Below are 23,226 nucleotides of genomic sequence, written 5' to 3'. Positions count from 1 at the left end.
CTTATTTCTGCCAGGCAAGTTGATAAAGCATGAGTGCCAACGTTTTGACCCCTTCAGCAAGGTCGTTAATATTGGTGCGTTCCGCCGGGTTATGGCTGATGCCGTTAATGCTGGGAATGAAAATCATGCAGGTTGGCACGCGAGGCGCGAAAATTTGCGCGTCGTGTCCGGCGCCACTGTGCATCACCCGATAGTTTAGTGCCTCACTTTCGCACAGTTCCGTCAGGGTAGTGACCAGCTCTTTGTTCATTGGCACCGGTTCTTCATCCATCCATAAATCGATATCAATACCAATGTCCATTTCATCGCAAATCACCCGCATGTCATTTTCTAACTGTTGGGAGAAATCGCGCAGCACGGCGGCGTCGGTATGGCGACAATCAATGGTGAAAGTGGTTTTCCCCGGCACCACGTTAACCGTATTCGGGCGCGGCTCCACCTTGCCAAAGGTCAGCACCAGCGGATCGCCCATCTTTTTCGCTTTCTCAACCGACTGATGGCAAATGCGACTGAAAGCGTAAACCGTATCACGACGATAGCCCATCGGCGTGGTGCCTGCATGGTTTGATTCGCCGTTCAGCGTCACCGTATAACGACGCTGCCCGACAATCGCATTCACGACGCCAATTGACTGACCATTACTTTCCAGCACACAGCCCTGTTCGATATGCAGTTCGACAAAGGCTTTAATGTCCTCGCGCGGTGGCAGTGGCGCGTTTGGCAGAGCAAATCCGCAGGCGAGCATGGCATTGAGGAAGCTGTTGCCTTTGGCATCACAGATATTTCGCACGTCGTCAGGATCCGCCAGACCGAAAATGTTTTTGCTGCCCCAGAAAACATACGGGAAGCGACTGCCTTCTTCTTCCGCCATCGCCACCACTTCGACCGTACGCAGCGGTGCGCCGTATTGCGTTTTCAGCCAGTCAATTGCCAGCCACGCCGCCAGTGCGCCGAATTGCCCGTCGAGGTTACCGCCGTTAACCACGGTATCAATATGCGAACCGCTCAGAATCACTTCCTGTGGATATTCGCCGCCGCTCAGGCGACCATATAAATTTCCCACTTCATCGAAACGTGTTTCCAGCCCACTTGCTGCCATTCTTTTTTTAAATTGCTGCTGGGTTTCCAGCCATTCCGGCGAATAAAGTAAACGGGTCATTCCGCCCGTTGGGTCAGCACCAAAAGAGGAAAGCCAGGGTAGCGTTTCTTCTATGGCTTGACGAAAATGTGTAATCATAGGAAAGTCCTGTCTCAATAATTATTGCGCAAAGGGATTTTTCGTTTCGTATGACGTGTTATAAAGCGCGTCGGAAATTAAATACTGGTAAATATCATCAACAATTTCGATGCCTTCGACGGCGGCTTTGCGTTGTTTAATATCCTGATCCTGTCCGGGATAATAAACCTGGTTAAAACCGGGCGCGGGGGTAATGGCATTTAATTCGCGCATGGTCTGGCTAAGATGTTGACGGAATAATTCGCTGGAGGAGAAAAAGTTCGGGTTAATTACCAGATGTAACTGCCCCAAATTACGTCCGGCGTGTAAATCGTCATACATCGAACTGACCTGACGCCCGAACGGTAAGCCAAGCAACACCCCTGAGAGCACGTCAATCATCATCATCAGGCCATAACCTTTCGGTCCGGCGGCGGGAAGCAGAGCATGTACCGCGAATGGATCGGTGGTTGGTGCGCCGTTTTTATCGACTGCCCAGCTATCTGGAATAGACATATTGCGCGAGCGCGCGTCGAGCACTTTTCCCCATGCCTGGACGGTAGTCGCCATATCAAAGGTCAGAATGTCGTCGCCTTCTCCCGGCGCGGCAAAGGCCAGCGGATTGGTGCCGTAGTAAATTTCCGCGCCGCCAAACGGCACAACCATCGGATCGGACTGGCACATTGAAATACCAATCAATCCGGCATGTGCTGCCTGCTGCACAAAGTAAGAGATTGCGCCGCTGTGGCCCATTCGGCTGATACCGACGACGGCAACGCCATTTTGTTGGGCGGTTTTAATGGCATGTTCCATGCCCATTTTTGCGGCCACTTGCCCGGCGGCATTGTCGGCATGCAAAATTGCCGAACATGGCCCGGTTTCCTCAAGACGAAACTCCGGTTCGCGGTTGGTGCCGCCTTTTGAAATGCGTTCTGCGTAGTATTCCACGCGTACCGCGCCATGAGAGTGGATCCCTCTGGCATCGGCGTAAACCAATACTTCAGCAACGGTTGCAGCGTGCTCACGTTTCAAGCCAGCCTGGCAAAGTTTATTCTCAATTAGCTGGTGGAGTGTTTCCCGACTGATTTTCATCTGTCTTCCTTTTTAACGACGGTGTGAAGCATGACTGCAATTAACATACAGGGAAAATAACTGGATTATGTGATCCAGACAGGCAAAAAAATATAGTTAGAATTTATTTGATAATCTGCCTGCTTTTAACCTGATTTTTAAAATAACGCCACTTGTTAAAAAATAACAAGTAATAGTCTGGCGGTTGTTTGAATTCTTTTGCTAATAATCCCTGTGTGATATTCATCACCTTATTTGTCACCGTCCATCGATACCGTAATGAGCACATTAACACTGCTCGTGCAATTGCCATGGGTGCAATTTTTAAGGAGTTGTTATGGTCCACGCCTTTATTAAAAAAGGGTGTTTTCAGGATTCGGTCAGTTTAATGATTATTTCACGAAAACTCAGCGAATCAGAAAATGTTGATGATGTTTCCGTCATGATGGGTACGCCCGCTAATAAAGCGTTATTAGATACCACAGGTTTTTGGCATGACGATTTTAATAATGCCACGCCGAACGATATTTGCGTGGCAATTCGTAGCGAAGCGGCGGATGCGGGGATCGCGCAGGCGATTATGCAGCAGCTTGAAGAGGCGCTAAAGCAACTGGCGCAGGGTATGGGCAGTTGCCAGGCGTTAACGCAGGTGCGTCGCTGGGATAGCGCCTGCCAAAAATTACCCGACGCCAATCTGGCGCTGATATCAGTGGCTGGTGAATACGCAGCGGAGCTGGCGAATCAGGCGTTGGATTGCAATCTTAACGTGATGATGTTCTCCGATAACGTCACGCTGGAAGATGAAATCCAACTCAAAACCCGTGCGCGGGGAAAAGGCTTGCTGGTGATGGGGCCGGACTGCGGTACGTCGATGATTGCCGCCACGCCGCTGGCTTTCGCCAACGTGATGCCGGAAGGCAACATTGGCGTCATTGGCGCTTCTGGTACCGGGATTCAGGAACTGTGCTCGCAGATTGCGCTGGCTGGTGAGGGAATTACTCACGCGATTGGCCTTGGCGGGCGCGATCTCAGCCGTGAAGTGGGTGGTATCAGTGCGCTAACGGCGCTGGAAATGCTCAGTGCAGACGAGAAAAGCGAAGTGCTGGCGTTTGTCTCAAAGCCACCTGCCGAAGCTGTGCGCCTGCGTATCGTTAACGCGATGAAAGCGACAGGTAAACCAACAGTGGCGCTGTTTTTAGGTTATACCCCGGCGGTAGCCCGCGACGAAAATGTCTGGTTTGCCTCCTCGCTGGATGACGCAGCGCGCCTGGCTTGCCTGCTTTCGCGGGTTACTGCGCGACGTAATGCGCTAGCGCCTGCCAACAAAGGTTTTATTTGTGGTTTGTATACTGGCGGTACGCTGGCTGCCGAAGCGGCGGGATTACTTGCCGGATATCTTGCTGTGGCGACTGACGCTACCCATCAACATGGCATGATGCTGGATGCCGACGGGCATCAGATCCTCGACCTGGGCGATGATTTCTACACCGTCGGGCGTCCCCATCCAATGATCGACCCAACCTTACGCAACCTGCTAATTGCCGATCTTGGCGCAAAACCGCAGGTGCGCGTGTTGCTGCTCGATGTGGTGATTGGCTTCGGCGCGACCGCCGATCCTGCCGCCTCGCTGGTGAGCGCCTGGCAGAAAGCCTGTGCCGCGCGTTCAGACAACCAACCGCTGTACGCCATTGCCACGGTGACAGGCACCGAACGTGACCCGCAATGCCGCTCGCAGCAAATCGCCACGCTGGAAGATGCGGGGATCGCGGTAGTGAGTTCGCTGCCGGAAGCCACATTACTGGCAGCGGCGCTGATTCGCCCGCTTTCTCCCGACGCACATCAACATACACCGTCATTACTGGAAAACGTCGCTGTCATAAACGCTGGATTACGCAGTTTTGCGCTGGAACTACAAAGCGCCAGCAAACCGGTTGTGCATTACCAATGGGCGCCAGTCGCTGGCGGCAATAAAAAACTGGCTCGTTTATTAGAACGTTTGCAATAAGGGGTTCCCATGTTTACATCAGTGGCGCAAGCCAATGCTGCGGTTATCGAACAAATTCGTCGTGCTCGTCCACACTGGCTGGATGTGCAACTGGCATCTTCACTTATTAACGAATTAAATCAGTGTAAAACACTGCTTCACGCCGGGCCGCCGATGCGCTGGCAGGAGATGACCGGGCCAATGAAAGGGGCATGCGTGGGCGCGTGTCTGTTTGAAGGCTGGGCGAAAGATGAAGCGCAGGCACTGGCGATGCTTGAGCAGGGGGAAGTGAACTTTGTCCCTTGCCATCATGTGAATGCCGTCGGGCCAATGGGCGGCATTACTTCTGCCAGTATGCCGATGCTGGTGGTCGAGAACGTAACCGATGGCAACCGGGCATACTGCAACCTCAACGAAGGTATCGGCAAAGTGATGCGTTTTGGCGCTTACGGCGAAGATGTCCTGACTCGCCATCGCTGGATGCGCGATGTGTTGATGCCGGTATTAAGTGCCGCATTAGGGCGCATGGAGCGGGGTATCGATCTCACCGCGATGATGGCGCAGGGCATTACGATGGGCGATGAGTTCCATCAGCGTAATATTGCTTCCTCGGCACTGCTGATGCGTACGCTGGCACCACAAATTGCCCGTCTCGACCACGATAAACAGCACATTGCTGAAGTGATGGATTTCCTCAGCGTGACCGATCAGTTCTTCCTCAACCTCGCGATGGCCTACTGCAAGGCGGCAATGGATGCAGGCGCGATGATCCGCGCGGGCAGCATCGTTACGGCAATGACCCGCAACGGCAATATGTTCGGGATTCGGGTGAGTGGGCTTGGCGATCGCTGGTTTACAGCCCCAGTAAACACTCCGCAGGGGCTATTTTTCTCCGGCTTCTCGCAGGAACAGGCGAATCCGGATATGGGCGATAGCGCGATTACCGAAACCTTTGGTATCGGTGGCGCGGCAATGATCGCCGCACCTGGCGTAACGCGCTTTGTCGGTGCGGGTGGCATGGACGCAGCCAGAACCGTTTCTGAAGAGATGGCGGAAATCTTCCTTGAGCGCAATATGCAGTTGCAGATCCCCGGCTGGGATTTCCAGGGCGCGTGTCTGGGGCTGGATATTCGTCGCGTGGTGGAAACCGGTATTACGCCGCTTATCAACACTGGCATCGCCCATAAAGAGGCGGGGATCGGGCAGATTGGCGCAGGCACCGTGCGTGCACCGCTGGCCTGTTTTGAACAGGCGCTGGAAGCACTGGCTGAAAGCATGGGTATTGGTTGAGGAATGCGCAATGACGATCATCCATCCTCTGCTTGCCAGTCGTAGCGCACTGGACTATCGCCAGTCCTGGAGGTTAGCGGGAGTGTGGCGGCGGGCGATTAACCTGATGACGGAAAGCGGCGAACTGTTAACGCTGCATCGTCAGGGAAGTGGTTTCGGTCCCGGAGGATGGGTGCTTCGCCGCGAGCAATTCGATGCGTTATGCGGTGGATTATGCGGCAATGAACGACCGCAGGTTGTGGCACAAGGGATTCGCCTTGGGCGTTTCACGGTTAATCAGCCACAGCGTTATTGTTTGCTGCGTATTACGCCGCCTGCGCATCCTCAACCGCTTGCAGCTGCATGGATGCAACGTGCGGAAGAAACCGGACTTTTTGGGCCACTGGCGTTGGCGGTAAGCGAGCCGCTACCTGCTGAATTACGCCAGTTTCGCCACTGTTTTCAGACCGCGCTCAATGGCGTTAAGACCGACTGGCGGCACTGGCTGGGCAAAGGTCCTGGCTTAACGCCAAGTCATGATGACACGCTGACCGGAATGCTGCTGGCGGCCTGGTATTTTGGCGCTATAGATTTGTGCTCTGGTGGCCAGTTTTTTTCCTGTTCCGACAATCTTCAACTCGTTACCACGGCGGTGAGCGTCTGTTATTTACGTTACGCCGCGCAAGGCTATTTCGCCTCGCCACTCCTGCACTTTGTTCATGCCCTGAGTTGCACGAAACGTACCGCTGCGGCGACTGATTCGCTACTGGCGCTGGGGCATACGTCAGGGGCCGATACGCTGCTGGGGTTCTGGCTTGGTCAACAATTATTACAAGGAAAATCATGAAAACACTGGTTGTAGCTCTTGGGGGCAACGCATTACTCCAGCGCGGTGAGGCGCTGACGGCAGAAAATCAGTATCGCAATATCGCCAGTGCTGTACCTGCGCTGGCACGCCTGGCCCGTTCTTATCGGCTGGCGATTGTCCACGGCAACGGGCCGCAGGTGGGGCTGCTGGCGTTACAGAATCTGGCGTGGAAAGAGGTGGAGCCGTATCCGCTGGATGTGCTGGTGGCGGAAAGTCAGGGGATGATTGGCTATATGCTGGCGCAAAGTTTGCGCGCGCAGCCGCAGATGCCGCCTGTGACGACGGTGCTGACACGCATTGAAGTATCGCCTGATGATCCGGCGTTTATGCAGCCGGAGAAATTTATCGGCCCGGTTTATCAGCCAGAAGAACAAGAGGCACTGGAAGCGGCTTATGGCTGGCAGATGAAACGTGACGGCAAATATGTGCGCCGGGTGGTGGCGTCTCCCCAGCCGCGTAAAATTCTCGACAGCGAAGCCATCGAACTGTTGCTCAAAGAAGGGCATGTGGTGATTTGCAGCGGTGGCGGCGGTGTGCCGGTGACGGATGACGGGGCAGGGAGTGAAGCAGTGATTGATAAAGATCTCGCTGCCGCGCTGCTTGCCGGGCAGATTAATGCCGATGGACTGGTGATCCTCACCGATGCTGACGCGGTTTATGAAAACTGGGGAACGCCGCAGCAACGCGCCATTCGCCGTGCTACACCGGATGAGCTAGCGCCATTTGTCAAAGCCGATGGTTCGATGGGGCCGAAGGTGACGGCGGTGAGTGGTTATGTCAGGAGCTGTGGTAAACCTGCGTGGATTGGGGCGTTATCGCGGATTGAAGAGACGCTGGCGGGCGAGGCGGGGACCTGTATTTCGCTGTAGTCGTAGGCATTTATGCCTGATGCGATGCTGGCGCATCTTATCAGGCCTACAATGGGTGCCGGATTGGTAGGCCGGATAAGGCGTTCACGCCGCATCCGGCAATCGGCGCACGATGCCTGATGCGATGCTGGCGCATCTTATCAGGCCTACAGTCGGTGCCGGATTGGTAGGCCGGATAAGGCGTTCACGCCGCATCCGGCAATTGGCGTACGATGCCTGATGCGATGCTGGCGCATCTTATCAGGCCTACAATGGGTGCCGGACTGGTAGGCCGGATAAGGCGTTCACGCCGCATCCGGCAATTGGCGCACGATGCCTGATGCGATGCTTGACGCGTCTTATCAGGCCTACAATTGGTGCCGGACTGGTAGGCCGGATAAGGCGTTCACGCCGCATCCTGCAATTGGCGTACGATGCCTGATGCGATGCTGGCGCATCTTATCAGGCCTACAATCGGTGCCGGATCGGTATGCCGGATAAGGCGTTCACGCCGCATCCGGCAAGACAATGAGCACCAGGTTAACTGAACTTACTCTGCGCCCAAATCACGCCACTGGCATATTCCGTCGGCAGCAGCGGGATTAATGCTTCCAGCGTCGCGGTCAGACGCGATGTGTCGCTGTCGGTCAAATTCAGATGCCCCACTTTACGCCCCAGGCGGACTTCTTTGTCGTACCAGTGCAGATGTACCAGTGGCAGTTTCAGCCAGTCATAATTCACATCGCTACCAATCAGGTTGATCATCACCGACGGGCTATTGACCACTGGTTGCGGTAACGGCAGATTGGTAATCGCCCGCAGGTGCAGCTCAAACTGGCTGATGCTGGCGCCGTTTTGCGTCCAGTGACCACTGTTATGCACACGCGGAGCCAGTTCGTTGATCAGCAGACCTTGCGGGGTGACAAAACACTCCATCGCCATCACGCCTACATAGCCCAGTTCCTGCATAATCGCCGACAGCATCTCTTCGGCCTGCGCCTGTTGCTGCGCGTTGGCCTGCGGGAAAGCGACGCTGGTGCGCAAAATACCGTCCTGATGCAGGTTATGCGTCAGCGGATAAAACACTGTGCTGCCATCAAAGCCGCGCGCGCCAACCAGCGACACTTCACCAGAGAAGTTAATGCCCTGTTCGACAATACATTCGCCGTAGCATTCAGCCGGTAACTGTTCGGTTTCAGCGGCACGTAAGCGCCATTGACCGCGACCGTCATAGCCGCCAGTGCGACGTTTAACAATCGCCAGCTCACCTAAACGCTCAAACACAGCAGGCCACTCACTGCGATCGGCAAGTAACTGCCACGGTGCGGTCGGCAGGTGGAGCTTGTCGAAAAGCTGCTTCTGAGTCAGACGGTCGGCAATAATCGGGAACACATCGCGGTTCACAAAGGCCGGATGGCGCGCCAGCTCGCGGGTTAATGCGGTTTCTGGCCAGCGTTCGATCTCAGCGGTAATCACGCTTTGTTGAAAAGGTACCGCTGCCGGTTCAGCGTCCAGTCCGACCGGCCAGACAGCAATACCTAACGGTTCACCGGCCTGACGCAACATACGGCCTAACTGCCCGTTGCCGAGCACGCAAACCTGTTTCATGCCGCACCTCGCGGGTCCGGGTTTTCCAGCACTTCGTCGGTCTGGGCTTTGCGCCAGTCGCTAAGGCGCTGGTGCAGTTCTTTATCGTGAGTCGCAAGAATTTGTGCTGCCAGTAAGGCTGCGTTTGCCGCGCCCGCTTTACCAATCGCCAGCGTACCTACCGGAATGCCGCGCGGCATTTGCACGATGGAGTAGAGGCTATCGACACCGCTCAGTGCGGCGCTCTGTACTGGTACGCCCAGCACTGGCACTAGCGTTTTGGCGGCAATCATGCCCGGCAGGTGCGCTGCGCCGCCCGCGCCCGCAATAATCACCTGATAACCGTTATCTTCGGCGCTTTCGGCGAAGCTGAACAATTTATCGGGGGTGCGGTGAGCAGAAACCACTTCAACGTGGTGCGGGACATTCAGGATTTCGAAGATTTCGGCGGCGAACTGCATGGTAGCCCAGTCGCTTTTGGACCCCATCACGATGGCGACACGCGCCGGATTATTGCGGGAAGACATGCGTCTTAAAACTCCTGTGGTGCACAACTCTCGGCTTTAGAGGGCACAGAGAATAGCACGGAAAGAGAACAAGGAAAACGGTTGCGTAGGCGGGATTAACCGTCATTTGTTGAGTTTTTAATCTGATCTGCGTGTTGATTATGCGCTCTGGATGAACTGGCAAAGAATGCCCATATCAGCACAATGCTCCACGGAAAAAAGCAAATACCGACAATCAATACAAATCTTTCGACAAAACGTTGGTTATGGGGGCGGGTGAGTACTAAGTAAATGAGCCAGAAATAGGCTATCCACGAAATGACCGCCGCCGCCACCAGTGACAATGCGCCAAAATAGAAGCCGACAAGGCCAAACCAGCTAATACACAGAGGCGCTCCTGCCGTAAGGGCGATACCAGAAATCAAAAATCCGTTGCAGCGTTGCATAATAATATTCCCTGTTGTTATTTCACTCAGGGATTTATTACCTTGCTGGCTCAGAAAAAGATATACAGGTTGCGGTAGTCTGGCGCTTTTTCAGAATCTGTTCATTCGCGGTCAGAAAGGAAAATGAATCAACTCAACGTCATCCGCCGTGACTTTCACCATCGAACCTTCGGTATGCCAGGCACCCAGCACGACGCGGAAAGCAGGTTGTTGATTGGCGATGAGTTCATGGACTGCCGGGCGATGGGTATGCCCGTGGATCAGCCACTGTACCTGATGCTTTTCCATCGCACTGACCACCGCGTTTTGGTTTACATCCATGATCGCCAGCGATTTACTGCTGTTGGCTTCTTTACTGTTCGCGCGCATTCTTGCGGCAATACGTTTGCGCACAAATAACGGCAGGGCGAGGAATAGCGTTTGTAGCCACGGTTTGTGGACTTTGGCGCGAAATGCCTGATAACCCACGTCATCGGTACACAGCGTGTCGCCATGCATAATCAGCACCCGACGACCATAAAGTTCGAGCACTTTTTCTTCCGGCAATAACGTCATGCCGCTTTCACGGGCAAAGCGCTTGCCGAGCAGAAAATCACGGTTGCCATGAATGAAATAACAGGGAACGCCGGAATCGGATAGCGCTTTGATTGCCGCTGCTATCTGGCGATGAAACGGGCTGGGATCGTCGTCGCCAATCCATGCTTCAAACAGATCGCCAAGAATATATAGCGCGTCGGCCTTGCGGGCTTCTCCCGCTAAAAAACGCAGAAAACCGGCGGTGATCGCCGGTTCTTCCACGCAGAGATGAAGGTCTGCAATAAAGAGTGTCGCCACGATTACTCGCTAACGGTCACGCTTTCAATGATGACGTCTTCTTTTGGCACGTCCTGGTGCATACCGCTACGACCGGTTGCAACACCTTTGATTTTGTCTACTACGTCCATGCCTTCAACCACTTCAGCAAACACGCAGTAGCCCCAACCTTGCAGGCTTTCGCCAGAGAAGTTCAGGAAGTCATTATCAACTACGTTGATGAAGAACTGCGCAGTTGCAGAGTGCGGCGCCTGAGTACGGGCCATTGCCAGCGTACCACGGGTGTTTTTCAGACCGTTGTTGGCTTCGTTTTTGATCGGGTCTTTGGTTGCTTTTTGTTTCATGCCCGGTTCAAAACCGCCGCCCTGAATCATAAAGCCGTTGATAACACGGTGGAAAATGGTGTTGTTGTAAAAACCTTCGCGGCAGTAGTCCAGGAAGTTTTTAACTGTTTCAGGTGCTTTATCGTCAAAAGTTTTGATGACAATATCGCCGTGATTGGTGTGGAAAGTAACCATTTTTGCATCCTGTTCCGTTTGATTGGTGCTTCAACCCAGTTCGGGTCATATATAGGGTGGTGTTATAGCATAACCGCACGATCGGATCATCTCGCAATGTATGCTGAATCGCGCGGGAAATATGGGTATTATACGCAACTCAATTACCCACACATGTCTAAACGGAATCTTCGATGCTAAAAATCTTCAATACTCTGACACGCCAAAAAGAGGAATTTAAGCCTATTCACGCCGGGGAAGTCGGCATGTACGTGTGTGGAATCACCGTTTACGACCTCTGTCATATCGGTCACGGGCGTACCTTTGTTGCCTTTGACGTGGTCGCACGCTACCTGCGTTTCCTCGGCTACAAGCTGAAGTATGTGCGCAACATTACTGATATCGACGACAAAATCATCAAGCGCGCCAATGAAAATGGCGAAAGCTTTGTGGCGCTGGTGGATCGCATGATCGCCGAAATGCACAAAGATTTTGATGCTTTGAACATTCTGCGCCCGGATATGGAGCCGCGTGCGACGCACCATATCGCAGAAATTATTGAACTCACTGAACAACTGATCGCCAAAGGTCACGCTTATGTGGCGGATAACGGCGACGTGATGTTCGACGTACCGACCGATCCGACTTATGGCGTGCTGTCGCGTCAGGATCTCGACCAGCTGCAGGCAGGGGCGCGCGTTGACGTGGTCGATGACAAACGCAACCCGATGGACTTCGTACTGTGGAAGATGTCGAAAGAGGGGGAACCGAGCTGGCCGTCTCCGTGGGGCGCGGGCCGTCCAGGCTGGCACATTGAGTGTTCGGCAATGAACTGCAAACAACTGGGTAACCACTTTGATATCCACGGCGGTGGTTCTGACCTGATGTTCCCGCACCACGAGAACGAAATCGCCCAGTCCACCTGTGCGCATGATGGTCAGTATGTGAACTACTGGATGCACTCCGGCATGGTGATGGTTGACCGCGAGAAGATGTCGAAATCGCTGGGTAACTTCTTCACCGTGCGCGATGTGCTGAAATACTACGACGCGGAAACCGTGCGTTACTTCTTAATGTCGGGTCACTATCGCAGTCAGTTGAACTACAGCGAAGAGAACCTGAAGCAGGCACGTGCGGCGCTGGAGCGTCTCTACACTGCGCTGCGTGGCACAGACAAAACCGTCGCGCCTGCCGGTGGCGAAGCGTTTGAAGCGCGCTTTATTGAAGCGATGGACGACGACTTCAACACCCCGGAAGCGTATTCCGTGCTGTTCGATATGGCACGTGAAGTGAACCGTCTGAAAGCAGAAGATATGGCAGCGGCGAACGCAATGGCGTCTCACCTGCGTAAACTTTCTGCCGTGCTGGGTCTGCTGGAGCAAGAACCAGAAGCATTCCTGCAAAGCGGCGCGCAGGCAGACGACAGCGAAGTGGCTGAGATTGAAGCGTTAATTCAACAGCGTCTGGATGCCCGTAAAGCGAAAGACTGGGCGGCGGCAGATGCGGCGCGTGACCGTCTTAACGAGATGGGGATCGTGCTGGAGGATGGCCCACAAGGGACCACCTGGCGTCGTAAGTAATTGCGCTATTGCCGGATGCGAGTTCTCTCGCATCCGGTTATCGCCTGCTCCACCACAACATTCCCATCAGCACCATTCCCGGCAACCATACCCACATCAATTCAGAAATAATCACCTGATGTCCGTACGGCGTGGTGTAACGAGACAACGCAAACGGTGCGACCTTAATCACCTGCCAGGGAGCGAAAAAGCGTTCATCTGACCACGGCCATAGCCAGCCAACGCCTTTACCGCCAGTGGTTACCGAATCCAGCAAACTGTGCGAGAGCAACGAGACGGTTAAAAACAGCCAGCAGCGAATCAGCCCAGCCCTGAACCATCGTCGACCAATAAGTACGCATAGCAGCGGGACAACAAACGCAAACGCCAGCGAATGGGTAAACCCGCGATGACCAAAAACATTGCCGTAAGCAACGCCAAATTTAAACGACAATACGTCGGCATCGGGCAGCATCGCCAGGACAATTCCGGCAAATAACAGACGTGGCGGGATGATTTTCGACCCCAGTCCTAAGCCCAGACAAAGGGGGACTGCGGCGTGAGTAATAACGGTTGGCATGATGATCGCTTCGGCAAAATGTCGATGCTATCAGCATGGCTGAACGGGGCGTAGAGGGCAAAAGTCTGAAAAGAGAACCGGCCTGTTGATACAGGCCGGGAAAGGGATCAGGCAACAACCTGTACGCTGTGACCTGCAAAACTTACTGTCTGCCCGGCGACGATTTTGCAGCGTTTGCGCGTTTCGACCGCGCCGTCGACTTTTACCTGGCCTTCAGCAATGACGATTTTCGCCTGCGCGCCGCTTTCGCTCCAGCCTTCCAGTTTCAGTAAGTCGCACAGCTCAACGTGCGGATGTTTACCTAAAGAAAATGTCGCCATGTTACTCACCCTGTGGATCATGATATTCAACGCACGCCTGTAGCGTGTTTTCAATCAGCGTGGCAACCGTCATCGGGCCAACGCCGCCGGGAACAGGCGTAATGTACGAGGCGCGTTTAGCCGCGTCTTCAAACACAACGTCGCCCACAACTTTGCCATTTTCCAGACGGTTGATGCCGACATCAATCACAATTGCGCCTTCTTTGATCCAGTCACCAGGAATAAAGCCCGGCTTGCCGACGGCGACGATCAGCAGATCGGCGTTTTCTACGTGATGACGCAGATTTTTAGTGAAACGGTGGGTAACGGTGGTGGTGCAACCTGCCAGCAGCAGTTCCATGCTCATCGGGCGGCCAACGATGTTCGATGCGCCAATCACCACGGCGTTGAGGCCAAAGGTATCAATGTTGTAACGCTCAAGCAGCGTGACGATACCGCGCGGGGTGCAAGGACGCAGACGCGGAGCGCGCTGGCACAGACGACCGACGTTGTAAGGATGGAAACCGTCCACGTCTTTGTCCGGGTGAATACGTTCCAGCACTTTGACGTTATCAATTCCCGCCGGTAATGGCAGTTGCACCAGAATGCCATCGATGGTGTTGTCGGCATTCAGTACATCGATAAGCTCCAGCAGCTCTGCTTCGCTGGTAGTTTCCGGAAGATCGTATGAGCGGGAGATGAATCCCACCTCTTCGCAAGCTTTGCGTTTGCTTGCGACATAAATTTGCGATGCAGGGTTGCTGCCCACCAGCACAACGGCCAGTCCCGGCGCCCGCAGTCCGGCTGCAATACGCGCCTGAACTTTTTGAGCAACCTCAGAGCGCACCTGCTGCGCAATCGTTTTACCATCTATAATCTTTGCTGCCATCAGAGAGAGGATTCCATCTGTTACGTAGGTCGAAGGGGATGCGTCTATTTTGTCAGAAGCGGGGCGTGATGTCAGTTTTCGTTTTCAGGAAAGTAAAACCTTCTGTACCTGGCGATAATGATAACCGTCGTTGGTTTGCCGCCGTAGTGAGCTAAATCTGATGTGGTCGTACACTTGTTCAGCAACCAGTTCAAAAGCCATTGACTCAGCAAGGGTTGACCGTATAATTCACGCGGTTGAACTGCATCACAGCATCAATGCGCCCTTAGCTCAGTTGGATAGAGCAACGACCTTCTAAGTCGTGGGCCGCAGGTTCGAATCCTGCAGGGCGCGCCATTACAATTCAATTAGTTACGCCTTCTTTATTTCCTTCATAATTTCAGAGTGGACGTATTTGGGACATCATTACCAAAAATGTCGTCTATTTTCCTCGCGTGCTCCGTCAAATGATTAGGCGCAAAGTGAGCATATCTACGCACCATTTCAATGGATTCCCATCCGCCCATTTCCTCAAGCACTGATGAAGAACATCAATGAATGCACCAGAATGAATCCGGTGAGTTAAGTTCAAACTGTAGTACAATTCTCTTCGGTATTAACAGGAAAGAATATGCTATGAACCCTTATATTTATCTTGGTGGCGCAATACTTGCAGAGGTCATTGGTACAACCTTAATGAAGTTTTCAGAGGGGTTTACACGGTTATGGCCCTCTGTTGGTACGATTATTTGTTACTGTACATCATTCTGGTTATTAGCTCAGACGCTGGCTTATATTCCTACAGGGATTGCTTATGCTATCTGGTCAGGCGTCGGTATCGTCCTGATTAGCTTACTTTCCTGGGGATTTTTCGGCCAACGGCTGGATCTGCCAGCCATTATAGGCATGATGTTGATTTGTGCCGGAGTGTTGGTAATTAACCTGTTGTCACGAAGCACACCACATTAAAAATAATTACTTTTGAATCGTATAAACATAAAGCAGCCCGTATCTTTATACGGACTGCTTTTTATACTGCTGGTAAATGTTTTTAGGTTAGTGGAGCAGGGGATTACCATATTTGTGTTCTGAACAATAGTAATAAAGTTTTCAGCGAGAAATGCCGCCAACATTTTGTGATGAAACGGAGATTGGTGGTAAATGGGGAAACAGGGGCTGTAGTTATTAGCTGCCGAGAATTAATTGTTTATAGCAGTATAAAAAACTGTTTATTTTTTAAACTTCATCCACATTGTGGATAAATATGAGAACCACCCGCTGAACGGGTGGTTATGCGTAAGTTAAATTTTATAATTTTAGTGAATGTTTACGCTGCAATAATGCAAATGATAGTGGACAAAAAGCACAATCAGACGATGCGTTCACTGTAGGATGCAACTGCCTGAGCATGGTAACCTGCCCCAAATTTCTGTCTGAACCCATCATTGCTAAGATAATAATAAGAATTATTATCTTTATTAAAGGCGTAAATGCCACACACACCGGAGTCCTCATTAATTGTGTTCCATCCACTATTAGCTATATTACCCCATTCCTGGTAAAGTCTTGCGTTAACTTCTCGCTTGATAATATGTGTTGCATAATTATCATCATAATCATAACTATCGATATTCTGCGCTTCAGGAAATTCCCCGTTCATTTTTTATTCCACGGTAAAATATCTTTAACTGAATGATAAGTTTCAGTGCTGTATTTGAAAAAACGCTTCACGATAAATATATAACCATCGGCAAATTGATTTGTTATTTTATCAGTAGCGATAATAGAAAATAACTTCCAAACGCACTTTTCATCTACGTTCGGAAAAGTCACTGTGCCATCCTGACTAACCGCCAGAATATTGTTGTCTGCTTCAGTGCCACAGCTCCATGTTACCTTATCATTATTAACAGGGGCATTATCAATGACCATCTTGAAGGTGGCTCCAGGGAACAAGTTGTTAGGAAAATTGTAACCAAACTTCATATCATTGCTAATATCATAGATATGGTTATCAACTAAAACACCTGTAATTTTACTCATCATTGACTCTCTTTGTTTATTAAATGGAAGAGTTTATTCCTGTGTAAAGGAATATGCTGATATTAATGCAGTCAATGAATTATTATTCTTATTTAAAATTTATATAGTGGTATGAATATTATTATATACCCCCTCTGAGTAGTGGCTACGCCGATTATTTGTGTCTTGTACGGGAATATCTAGAAAGTGCCAAATCGCCGCAAGTGTAAGCCTGAGCCGAAGCATTGCAAGATCTGATGGCAACTATCATGTGGTGACAAATGGTAAAGCGGGTAATAATGTTTATTGTGAATATAATGGTGTAACCGCTGATAAGAATATTTGATTGGAGGACAGATAATTAAAAGAGAACGTATGAAAGAATGAGCTTTGAAGTTTTAAGACAAACAGCAGTTTAAAACCTTCCTGTCATCTATTGACTGGGAGGAAAATGAAGGCATCCAGAACAAACAGTTAGTCGATGAAATTGGTTTTACCTATATTCTTCCTTTAACGCCTCCTCTTTCGCAAATTAAACCATCACTTTTTTGTCGCGGTTTTTCTAAATAATCGAAACACGCCAGACGCATAAAATGCGTTGAAAACAGAGAGCCAGCTAAACAATTAATACAGACAGGATTCTGATTAGGAAAGTGAAAAGGAAGGGAGCAAGCAAAGTTGCTCCCTTAAACAATTAATACTCGAGGATGCCACGCGCGACGGGCAAATAGCGTAGGGAGAAATAAAGCGTGTCTTTGCCGCAGGCGGAACGCTTCGCTAACAACGAGGCGATCTCCGCATTCGGTTTTGGTTTAGCTTCAAATGTTTTACCTTTGCCCGCGATAAACAGTTCATAAACAATACCGCTGGCGGGTGAGGAAGCCTGGCAATCTGCGCTGGCTTGCAGATAACGCTCACGCTGTCCGGCGGTGAGTTTATCCACGCCGCTGCCATCCTGTACCCAGACATTAACGCCGGTTGCTTTAACTTGTTCCAGCAGTTGCCGATAGCCATCGGGCGTCATATTTCCGGCAAAGAAACTACTGATATAAACCGGTTTTGCCGAAACATTGCTAATCAGCCGCTGCGAATTGTTTAACCATTTCAGCAATGGCTGACGGGCGGCTTCGCTGCGCCAGTTCAGGTCGTCAATTTCCGCACTGATGTACCAGCCATCCGGCGTCACGCCAGGCGCGGCGCTCCATAATCTGGCTTGCTGGAGATCGGCGGCCAGCAGGCGATTAAGATAGCTCTCCAGCGCTGCGGAGGACTGCTTCTGATGCATGAAAAATTCCGGATCGGCATTCAGACCAACAATCAGCTTCAGGCCTGCGTGTTGCGCTGCCGCTGCGCGACTGAACAATAATGCACGATCTTTTGGCTGAGTGAAGGCATCGCCATAACGGGTCCATTGCAGAATCAGGGTGTCGAAGCCCTGGAGACGCAACTGACTCATCAGTCCCTGCCACTGGGCGTCGGTGACCTGACTGTCACGATTTTGTGGTTGCCAGATAATACCTTTCATCGCAAAAGAAAAAGGGCTGACTAACAGCAGTGTCAGCATTACGAAAAATAACTTACGCATTTACCAGTGCACTCCAATGGTGAGAAACGCGTTGTTGCGTTCTCCGCTACGTTGATTAATCGCCTTAAAGGTATGCTGATATTCGACGCCAAGGCTCACTTTATGCGGCCAAGCATCGTAATGCGTTTCACCAGTCCAGATATTCCAGCGCACGCCAACACCGCCAAGCTGCGCGCCCTGAGTACCTTTATCCCGGTAGCCGTTACCCTGAATGTGAGCATAAGGTTCAATGGTTTGCCCGTTTGCTACTTTCTGATGCCAGCTCACGCGGTAATCTGCCGTCCATGCCTGAATATCCTGGCGAACATATTGTGCCGCATCGAGATACAGGTTTTGGGCAAACCAGCCCGGACCGTTCGGGTGCCACTCGTCGCTGTATTTACCGCCGTTAAAGAATGAAGCACTGGCGCGCAGCATAGTGTCGGATGCGCCATTTTGCCCGTTCAGCGGGAACTGTTGTTCAACGGCAAGGAAAAAGATCTGATCGCGCAGCGGTTTCCAGCGCAGGCCAGTACCGGACATTGGATTTTTCACCGGCATTGCCACACCGTTTTCTCCGGTATCGGCAAATACGCGGCTGTAAACTGAAAGCAAGTCGCCTTCCAGCAGCATATTGCGTCCAATGCGGTATTCGGCTTCCAGTTGCCCGTAGCTACGATAGCTTTTCCCCGGTGCTGCGCCGCCGACATTGTTGTTAGCGGTACTCATTGCGCCAGAACGCAAGCCGATGGAGGAATCGAAACTGAACGTCCAGCGGCGACCAACGTCTTCATGCAAGCGACGGAAATTGAAGCGTTGCTGATTTTGCTCCGGCGTCAGTGGGGTTATCAGCGCCTGGTTATCAATGTCATCAATTACCAGCCGGGCGTAGTGCTGCGTCGCAGGCATATCATCCAGACGCTGATTCACGTAGGCCAGTTGTCGGATCAGTGCCGGATCGTCCGGTAATCCTTTATGTGCCTGTTCCAGCATTTCCTGCGACTGCGCGATATCACCGCTATCCCACAAGGCGTAACCGAGCGCCGCCTGGGTGTTGCTGTTATTCGGTTCCAGCTCAAGCGCGGCGCGCAGATCGCTCACCGCTGCAGGAATATTATGCTGTTGCCGGTAAATCGTTGCCCGTGCGACGTATGCTTTGGCTGAAGGGGCAATATTGATTGAGCGAGTAAGATCGTTCAGTGCGAGCTCCGGCTGACCAGGAATATAACGTTGCGCATGCAGCCACCAGTATTGGGCATTGTTTCCCAGCCCACGTTGTTCTGCTTGTTGCAGCCAGCGATCGCGAGCTGCGCCATTTCCTGCTGCCTGGGCGGTATTGGCAGCGGCGAGCAGGTCCTCATTGCTCATGTCGCGTAAGCTGATTTTCTGCCAGGCCGCCAGGGCGGTATTGTAGTCTTCCACCTGGTATGCCTGATAAGCCACAGCGCGATGTTGCCAGACGTTCGGTTGCCTTTTTTCCGCCTGAAGCCAGGCATATAACGCCACGCCGGGGAGAGTTTCCCGATAACACTTTGCCAGACGGTTCCAGGCGGCAGCATCGTAGGAAGGTGACATATCCCCAAGTAAACGAACGATTGCCGGGCAATTATCCGCAATACCCGGTAACTGGCTTTGCCACTGACGCTGCTCCGCCAGCGGCAAGGGCTTTGATAAAATCGCCACCTTTGCAGGTGTTGCCAGGTAAGGATGACTATCCAGTAGAGAAGCCAGTCGAGTCATTAAAGTATGACTGACGGTCGCATCACCCTGGAAGGGATAGCGTTGCAGCAATAAATCGGCAGCTTCGCGTGACTGCCCGGCCTGCATCAGTTGCCAGGTCAGTTGATCCAGACGCGTAAGATTTGTCGGTTCTCGTTGATATAACAATCGTGCCAGACGCAGCGCTTCTGCTTTATTACGTGTCGCCACGCTGACGGCATAACGCTCTTCAAGCATTTCATCGGCGGGGAGGGTAGCGAGCAGTTTTTGCGCTGCGTCGTATTGGCCTTCTTTTAACAGCACTGGTAGCGTCGCGCCAACAACATACTGGCGGTTATCGGCAAACTGTACCTGATGATTCGCCAATGCCTGCACCGGGTTGTCACTGTATTTTGATAACAGATAGAGCCAGCTTTTTTCTTGTGCATCAGTGGTAAATAGCGGCGTATTTTCAGCCAGATAACGCTGGAGACGTGCTTTTTCGCCACGATAAGCCAGCGCGGTCGCGTAAGTAATATACGACTGTGGATCGGTGAAGATCCCCAGCGATTGCAGTGCCAGGATCCGATCGTCCAGTTGTCCGGCAAGAAGCACGTCAAACCACTGGCGGCGCTCCGTCGCGCTTAATGTGTTCTGCTGGCGTGCTTCATTGTATAGCGTATCTGCCTGCGACCATTGTTTCAGGTAGATTGCCCGTTGTAGCAGATCGGTCCGCAACGTTTTTCCTTCCGGCGACGCGGCAAACTTTGCATCGTTCAGTTGTGCTCTGGCGACAGGCAACTGCGCCAGCCGCAGCGCATTCTGCCCGACTTCGCTGCGACAACGCAGGGTCGGCGCAGCATCGCACGCTTTTTGCTGGTCGAGCAGTTCTTCAACAGTAGTCACGGTTTTAACTTCCACTGGAATTGCCGCCAGGTTTCGCTCAAGTCGGGCATCTCCAGGATGACGTTTCAGTTGATCCTCAAGCAATAATCGCGCGCGGTCATCATGACCAAAATGGCGATAAGCTTCCGCCAGATATAACGTCAACGGAATGTTATCCGGCACCTGCTGATGTATATATTCAAATTCACGGATGGCGGTTGCTTCGTCGTTATTTTTCTGTGCCTTCAGCGCCTTATCGAGACGGGGGTAAATAACAAAATGGCGATAGTCACTAAGCCCCAGCTCTTCTGCGCTGGTGCCGATAGTGTCTGCGAGTGCGCTGGTACTCAATAAGGACGTCAGCAGCAAACCAGACCATCCGATGATGCGATTAAGGTTATTCTCCTTCATTTTCGGACTCCAGTTGCGCAACCTGTTCGGTGGTTAAACCTGCTTTTAGTAATAGTGATTGCATTGAAACTTGTAATTCGCGCTGAATTGACAGTACGCGATCCAGCGTTTCCTGGCTGATAACGCCTTCGGTGACCAAAAATTTGCCGAGCGGCAGAGAGCTGCGTTCATGGCGCAGCAACAACACGTTAATTGCTGAACGATTAATATGACCGAGCGTAGTCAGTATTTCAGCGAACAGGAACTGATGCGGCACATATTGCCGCCAGATATCGCTGGCTTGTTGTTCCGTGAGCCACTGATGCTGAACCGCATTGTGCAACATTGACCGCGGGTCATGGCCGCGTCGGCGAGCATACCAGTGACGTAATCCGGTGACAATTTGTCCACGCAGAACAATGACGTAACGTACTTTTCGTCCGACCTTACGCGCCAGCGCCGCCAGCGAAACAGGGTCGATGCCGTCTTCACTGCCGACAATTAACTCTTCATTTTCCATGCGCAGCGGCAGCACCGCATAATGCAGCGCCACGGAGGCTGGCATCTCGGCAATCAGTGAGGAAGGGATCTGCCAGGCATCGATGGACTCCCACGCCACGCCGTTTTGTTCAGCCAGCGCTTGCGCCAGTTGTTCGGCGCTAATCAATCCTTGCATAAGCATCGAACCGCCGAGACGTAAACCTTCAACACGATTACGCAGTGCTGTATCGAGTTGCTCTTCGGTGATGACCTGATTTTCCAGCAGAATTTGACCTAACGGGCGCAACGAACGGGTATCACCAGTCACGCTGGGGAAATCGTGCGTCGTTTTATCCCATGCCACGCGACGCGGATCGCCGTGCTGAAGAACCTGTTTCAGCGCGCGCCAGTTGGCCATAAAGTTAATCAGGTTGCCCCAGAATAGCCGCAGGACGGACAGTAAGCCTTGCGTCAGGCCGTAGTAGCCAGTGACAAAAATCACTCGCTGCACAATGCGGTTGATCATCAAGCCAAAGTTTAGCCACAGCAGGGTCATTAACCATGCGCTGCCGCTGAAAATAGAAAGAAAATGCCAGGCATCGGAGCACAAACTTTCATACGCCATCAACAGCAAAAGCTGGATCATCACCAGCATCGCGAGGAAGCTGACAAAGTTACTGATTGCCCCTTTGCGATCGCGCCACAAAAAGTAGTTCAACGTCAGGCTGGAGGTCCATTTGTGGGTTTTAAAGCCCTGGAAAACAATGCCGATGATCCAGCGAGACTTTTGTCGAACGGCGGTGGAAAAGGTATCGGGGAAATATTCGCGCACGCAGATCATGTTTGACGTCCGCGCGTGCTGTAAAAATTTACGCTGCTCGCGTTCTTTGGCTTCGTCCACCACTGGAAAACGGACAAAAATTTCCGTCATACCTTTTTCTTTCAGGCGGAAACCAATGTCGTAATCTTCAGTAAGACTCTGCACGTCGAAAGCGATACCGTCACCGTCGGCTAACAGTGCGGTCACGGCACGGCGGCTGAAGCAGGTGCCGACGCCTGCGCTAGGCACTTGTCCGGCGAGAGCTTCTCGCACTGGAACATCTTTGCCATGTAGTTCTGAAAATTCATCGATATAGGTCATGCTGGTGAAGTGTGTCCACTCGCGTTCAAACGGATAGACAGGGATCTGAATCAGATCTTTACGTTCCACCAGATAGTTGAACAGACGCAATTCCATTGGCGAAATCACGTCTTCAGCATCATGCAGAATAAAACCAGCAAAGGCAAAATTGGCGCTACGTTCAAACTGGGTGATGGCGTCCAGCACATTGTTCAGACAGTCTGCTTTACTGGTGGGGCCAGGACGCGCACAGACCACCTTATGCACGTTCGGGAAGCGAGCGCACACTTCGTCAACATCACGCTGGGTATCAGGGTCGTTCGGGTAAGTGCCAACAAAGATATGATAGTTTTCGTAGTCGAGCGTGGTTGCCGCCAGTTCGGCCATATTGCCGATGACGCCCGTTTCATTCCACGCCGGAACCATAATCGCTAAGGGTTTTTCATCCGGCTTATACAGTTCGCGGTAACTCATTCGCGGGTAGCGGCGATAAACACTCGACTTGCGCTTAATGCGGCGTACCCAGTAGACGACATCAATGAAAAAATCGTCCAGTCCGCTGATGAACATTATGACCGCTAACGTTATCGCGATTACTTTTAAGCCATAGAGCCAGGTAGCAAAAACATCAAGAAGCCAGTTCACAAAAAAGCCTT

General features: G+C 52.0%; 21 protein-coding genes, 1 tRNA gene and 1 pseudogene. 7 read left to right on the top strand and 16 right to left on the bottom strand.

Features of this window, described 5'->3' with window-relative positions:
• Position 1: 1 nt before the first annotated feature.
• Together allC and allD are read right to left on the bottom strand one after the other, a co-directional pair.
• Positions 2-1,237: an allantoate deiminase gene (gene allC, locus A9180_RS12285; RefSeq protein WP_064529035.1), complete on the bottom strand. Its 1,236-nt coding sequence runs from the start codon at positions 1,235-1,237 to the stop codon at positions 2-4.
• 21 nt (positions 1,238-1,258) lie between these two features.
• The gene (gene allD, locus A9180_RS12280) at positions 1,259-2,308 is read right to left on the bottom strand and encodes an ureidoglycolate dehydrogenase (protein ID WP_064529034.1); all 1,050 of its coding nucleotides are present in this window, start codon (positions 2,306-2,308) and stop codon (positions 1,259-1,261) included.
• A 316-nt stretch (positions 2,309-2,624) separates the two neighbouring features.
• Here allD and A9180_RS23930 point away from each other — a divergent pair, with 316 nt between their 5' ends.
• From A9180_RS23930 to A9180_RS12260, 4 genes are read left to right on the top strand one after another with little or no spacing between them, the layout of a single operon-like run.
• Positions 2,625-4,292 (top strand): acyl-CoA synthetase FdrA, encoded by a 1,668-nt coding sequence (locus A9180_RS23930; protein WP_064529033.1) that lies wholly within the window; start codon positions 2,625-2,627, stop codon positions 4,290-4,292.
• A gap of 9 nt (positions 4,293-4,301) precedes the next feature.
• Positions 4,302-5,561, top strand: coding sequence for a DUF1116 domain-containing protein (locus tag A9180_RS23925; protein WP_064529032.1), 1,260 nt, complete (start codon positions 4,302-4,304; stop codon positions 5,559-5,561).
• Positions 5,562-5,571: 10 nt separating this feature from the next.
• On the top strand, positions 5,572-6,387 hold the full coding sequence (locus tag A9180_RS12265) for a DUF2877 domain-containing protein (RefSeq protein WP_064529031.1): 816 nt from the start codon (positions 5,572-5,574) through the stop codon (positions 6,385-6,387).
• Positions 6,384-7,277: a carbamate kinase gene (locus A9180_RS12260; RefSeq protein ID WP_064529030.1), complete on the top strand. Its 894-nt coding sequence runs from the start codon at positions 6,384-6,386 to the stop codon at positions 7,275-7,277. Before A9180_RS12265 ends, A9180_RS12260 begins: the two co-directional genes overlap by 4 nt.
• Before the next feature lie 519 nt (positions 7,278-7,796).
• On the opposite strand, the gene purK is transcribed toward A9180_RS12260, so the two are convergent.
• The 5 genes from purK to ppiB all read right to left on the bottom strand — a co-directional run bounded on the left by purK (position 7,797) and on the right by ppiB (position 11,126).
• Positions 7,797-8,864, bottom strand: coding sequence for a 5-(carboxyamino)imidazole ribonucleotide synthase (gene purK / locus A9180_RS12255; RefSeq protein WP_064529029.1), 1,068 nt, complete (start codon positions 8,862-8,864; stop codon positions 7,797-7,799).
• Positions 8,861-9,370 (bottom strand): 5-(carboxyamino)imidazole ribonucleotide mutase, encoded by a 510-nt coding sequence (gene purE / locus A9180_RS12250; protein WP_064529028.1) that lies wholly within the window; start codon positions 9,368-9,370, stop codon positions 8,861-8,863. The genes purK and purE overlap by 4 nt, the downstream gene beginning before the upstream one ends.
• Before the next feature lie 95 nt (positions 9,371-9,465).
• Positions 9,466-9,795, bottom strand: coding sequence for a hypothetical protein (locus A9180_RS12245; RefSeq protein WP_064529027.1), 330 nt, complete (start codon positions 9,793-9,795; stop codon positions 9,466-9,468).
• Between the two features lie 111 nt (positions 9,796-9,906).
• Positions 9,907-10,629 (bottom strand): UDP-2,3-diacylglucosamine diphosphatase, encoded by a 723-nt coding sequence (gene lpxH / locus A9180_RS12240; RefSeq protein WP_064529026.1) that lies wholly within the window; start codon positions 10,627-10,629, stop codon positions 9,907-9,909.
• 2 nt (positions 10,630-10,631) lie between these two features.
• Entirely contained in the window at positions 10,632-11,126 is a 495-nt protein-coding gene (gene ppiB, locus A9180_RS12235) for a peptidylprolyl isomerase B (protein ID WP_000255987.1), read from the bottom strand.
• A 173-nt stretch (positions 11,127-11,299) separates the two neighbouring features.
• Between ppiB and cysS the strand changes: the two genes are divergently transcribed.
• A complete protein-coding gene (gene cysS / locus A9180_RS12230; RefSeq protein ID WP_000912345.1) occupies positions 11,300-12,685 on the top strand; it encodes a cysteine--tRNA ligase in 1,386 nt (461 codons plus the stop codon).
• Positions 12,686-12,722: 37 nt separating this feature from the next.
• On the opposite strand, the gene A9180_RS12225 is transcribed toward cysS, so the two are convergent.
• From A9180_RS12225 to folD, 3 genes are all read right to left on the bottom strand, one after another.
• Positions 12,723-13,244 carry a metal-dependent hydrolase gene (locus A9180_RS12225; RefSeq protein WP_064529025.1) on the bottom strand — a complete coding sequence of 174 codons (522 nt, stop codon included), beginning with the start codon at positions 13,242-13,244 and terminating at the stop codon, positions 12,723-12,725.
• A 107-nt stretch (positions 13,245-13,351) separates the two neighbouring features.
• Complete coding sequence (ybcJ, locus tag A9180_RS12220) at positions 13,352-13,564, bottom strand: ribosome-associated protein YbcJ (protein ID WP_000190295.1); 213 nt, start codon at positions 13,562-13,564, stop codon at positions 13,352-13,354.
• Between the two features lies 1 nt (position 13,565).
• Entirely contained in the window at positions 13,566-14,432 is an 867-nt protein-coding gene (gene folD, locus A9180_RS12215) for a bifunctional methylenetetrahydrofolate dehydrogenase/methenyltetrahydrofolate cyclohydrolase FolD (RefSeq protein WP_064529024.1), read from the bottom strand.
• Positions 14,433-14,691: 259 nt separating this feature from the next.
• Between folD and A9180_RS12205 the strand changes: the two genes are divergently transcribed.
• Positions 14,692-14,768, top strand: a tRNA-Arg gene (locus A9180_RS12205).
• A 15-nt stretch (positions 14,769-14,783) separates the two neighbouring features.
• Here the strand turns inward: A9180_RS12205 and A9180_RS12200 are convergent.
• Positions 14,784-14,953 (bottom strand): annotated as a pseudogene (locus A9180_RS12200) (integrase); the annotation flags it as partial.
• A gap of 94 nt (positions 14,954-15,047) precedes the next feature.
• On the opposite strand from A9180_RS12200, the gene emrE reads away from it, so the two are divergent.
• Complete coding sequence (gene emrE, locus A9180_RS12195; protein ID WP_064529023.1) at positions 15,048-15,380, top strand: multidrug efflux SMR transporter EmrE; 333 nt, start codon at positions 15,048-15,050, stop codon at positions 15,378-15,380.
• A 400-nt stretch (positions 15,381-15,780) separates the two neighbouring features.
• On the opposite strand, the gene A9180_RS24755 is transcribed toward emrE, so the two are convergent.
• From A9180_RS24755 to nrfB, 5 genes are all read right to left on the bottom strand, one after another.
• Entirely contained in the window at positions 15,781-16,071 is a 291-nt protein-coding gene (locus tag A9180_RS24755) for a hypothetical protein (RefSeq protein ID WP_241957067.1), read from the bottom strand.
• The gene (locus A9180_RS24750) at positions 16,068-16,457 is read right to left on the bottom strand and encodes a hypothetical protein (RefSeq protein ID WP_241957066.1); all 390 of its coding nucleotides are present in this window, start codon (positions 16,455-16,457) and stop codon (positions 16,068-16,070) included. The genes A9180_RS24755 and A9180_RS24750 overlap by 4 nt, the downstream gene beginning before the upstream one ends.
• Positions 16,458-17,127: 670 nt before the next feature.
• Positions 17,128-18,018 carry a DUF4434 family protein gene (locus A9180_RS12185; RefSeq protein WP_064529022.1) on the bottom strand — a complete coding sequence of 297 codons (891 nt, stop codon included), beginning with the start codon at positions 18,016-18,018 and terminating at the stop codon, positions 17,128-17,130.
• The gene (nfrA, locus tag A9180_RS12180) at positions 18,019-20,991 is read right to left on the bottom strand and encodes a bacteriophage adsorption protein NfrA (protein WP_064529021.1); all 2,973 of its coding nucleotides are present in this window, start codon (positions 20,989-20,991) and stop codon (positions 18,019-18,021) included.
• Complete coding sequence (gene nrfB / locus A9180_RS12175) at positions 20,978-23,215, bottom strand: cyclic di-3',5'-guanylate-activated glycosyltransferase NrfB (protein ID WP_064529020.1); 2,238 nt, start codon at positions 23,213-23,215, stop codon at positions 20,978-20,980. Before nrfB ends, nfrA begins: the two co-directional genes overlap by 14 nt.
• Positions 23,216-23,226 lie beyond the last annotated feature (11 nt).

The sequence above is a fragment of the Escherichia sp. B1147 genome (assembly GCF_001660175.1).
GTDB lineage: Bacteria > Pseudomonadota > Gammaproteobacteria > Enterobacterales > Enterobacteriaceae > Escherichia > Escherichia whittamii.
Note: the sequence above shows the minus strand (reverse complement) of the source record. Positions and strands in the feature narration are given on the sequence as shown.

Bases quoted from the DNA above. Each gene is read 5' to 3' on its own strand.
- allC (WP_064529035.1), bottom strand. From the start codon at position 1,237: ATGATTACACATTTTCGTCAAGCCATAGAAGAAACGCTACCCTGGCTT.
- allD (WP_064529034.1), bottom strand. From the start codon at position 2,308: ATGAAAATCAGTCGGGAAACACTCCACCAGCTAATTGAGAATAAACTT.
- A9180_RS23930 (WP_064529033.1), top strand. From the start codon at position 2,625: ATGGTCCACGCCTTTATTAAAAAAGGGTGTTTTCAGGATTCGGTCAGT.
- A9180_RS23925 (WP_064529032.1), top strand. From the start codon at position 4,302: ATGTTTACATCAGTGGCGCAAGCCAATGCTGCGGTTATCGAACAAATT.
- A9180_RS12265 (WP_064529031.1), top strand. From the start codon at position 5,572: ATGACGATCATCCATCCTCTGCTTGCCAGTCGTAGCGCACTGGACTAT.
- A9180_RS12260 (WP_064529030.1), top strand. From the start codon at position 6,384: ATGAAAACACTGGTTGTAGCTCTTGGGGGCAACGCATTACTCCAGCGC.
- purK (WP_064529029.1), bottom strand. From the start codon at position 8,864: ATGAAACAGGTTTGCGTGCTCGGCAACGGGCAGTTAGGCCGTATGTTG.
- purE (WP_064529028.1), bottom strand. From the start codon at position 9,370: ATGTCTTCCCGCAATAATCCGGCGCGTGTCGCCATCGTGATGGGGTCC.
- A9180_RS12245 (WP_064529027.1), bottom strand. From the start codon at position 9,795: ATGCAACGCTGCAACGGATTTTTGATTTCTGGTATCGCCCTTACGGCA.
- ppiB (WP_000255987.1), bottom strand. From the start codon at position 11,126: ATGGTTACTTTCCACACCAATCACGGCGATATTGTCATCAAAACTTTT.
- cysS (WP_000912345.1), top strand. From the start codon at position 11,300: ATGCTAAAAATCTTCAATACTCTGACACGCCAAAAAGAGGAATTTAAG.
- A9180_RS12225 (WP_064529025.1), bottom strand. From the start codon at position 13,244: ATGCCAACCGTTATTACTCACGCCGCAGTCCCCCTTTGTCTGGGCTTA.
- ybcJ (WP_000190295.1), bottom strand. From the start codon at position 13,564: ATGGCGACATTTTCTTTAGGTAAACATCCGCACGTTGAGCTGTGCGAC.
- folD (WP_064529024.1), bottom strand. From the start codon at position 14,432: ATGGCAGCAAAGATTATAGATGGTAAAACGATTGCGCAGCAGGTGCGC.
- emrE (WP_064529023.1), top strand. From the start codon at position 15,048: ATGAACCCTTATATTTATCTTGGTGGCGCAATACTTGCAGAGGTCATT.
- A9180_RS24755 (WP_241957067.1), bottom strand. From the start codon at position 16,071: ATGAACGGGGAATTTCCTGAAGCGCAGAATATCGATAGTTATGATTAT.
- A9180_RS24750 (WP_241957066.1), bottom strand. From the start codon at position 16,457: ATGATGAGTAAAATTACAGGTGTTTTAGTTGATAACCATATCTATGAT.
- A9180_RS12185 (WP_064529022.1), bottom strand. From the start codon at position 18,018: ATGCGTAAGTTATTTTTCGTAATGCTGACACTGCTGTTAGTCAGCCCT.
- nfrA (WP_064529021.1), bottom strand. From the start codon at position 20,991: ATGAAGGAGAATAACCTTAATCGCATCATCGGATGGTCTGGTTTGCTG.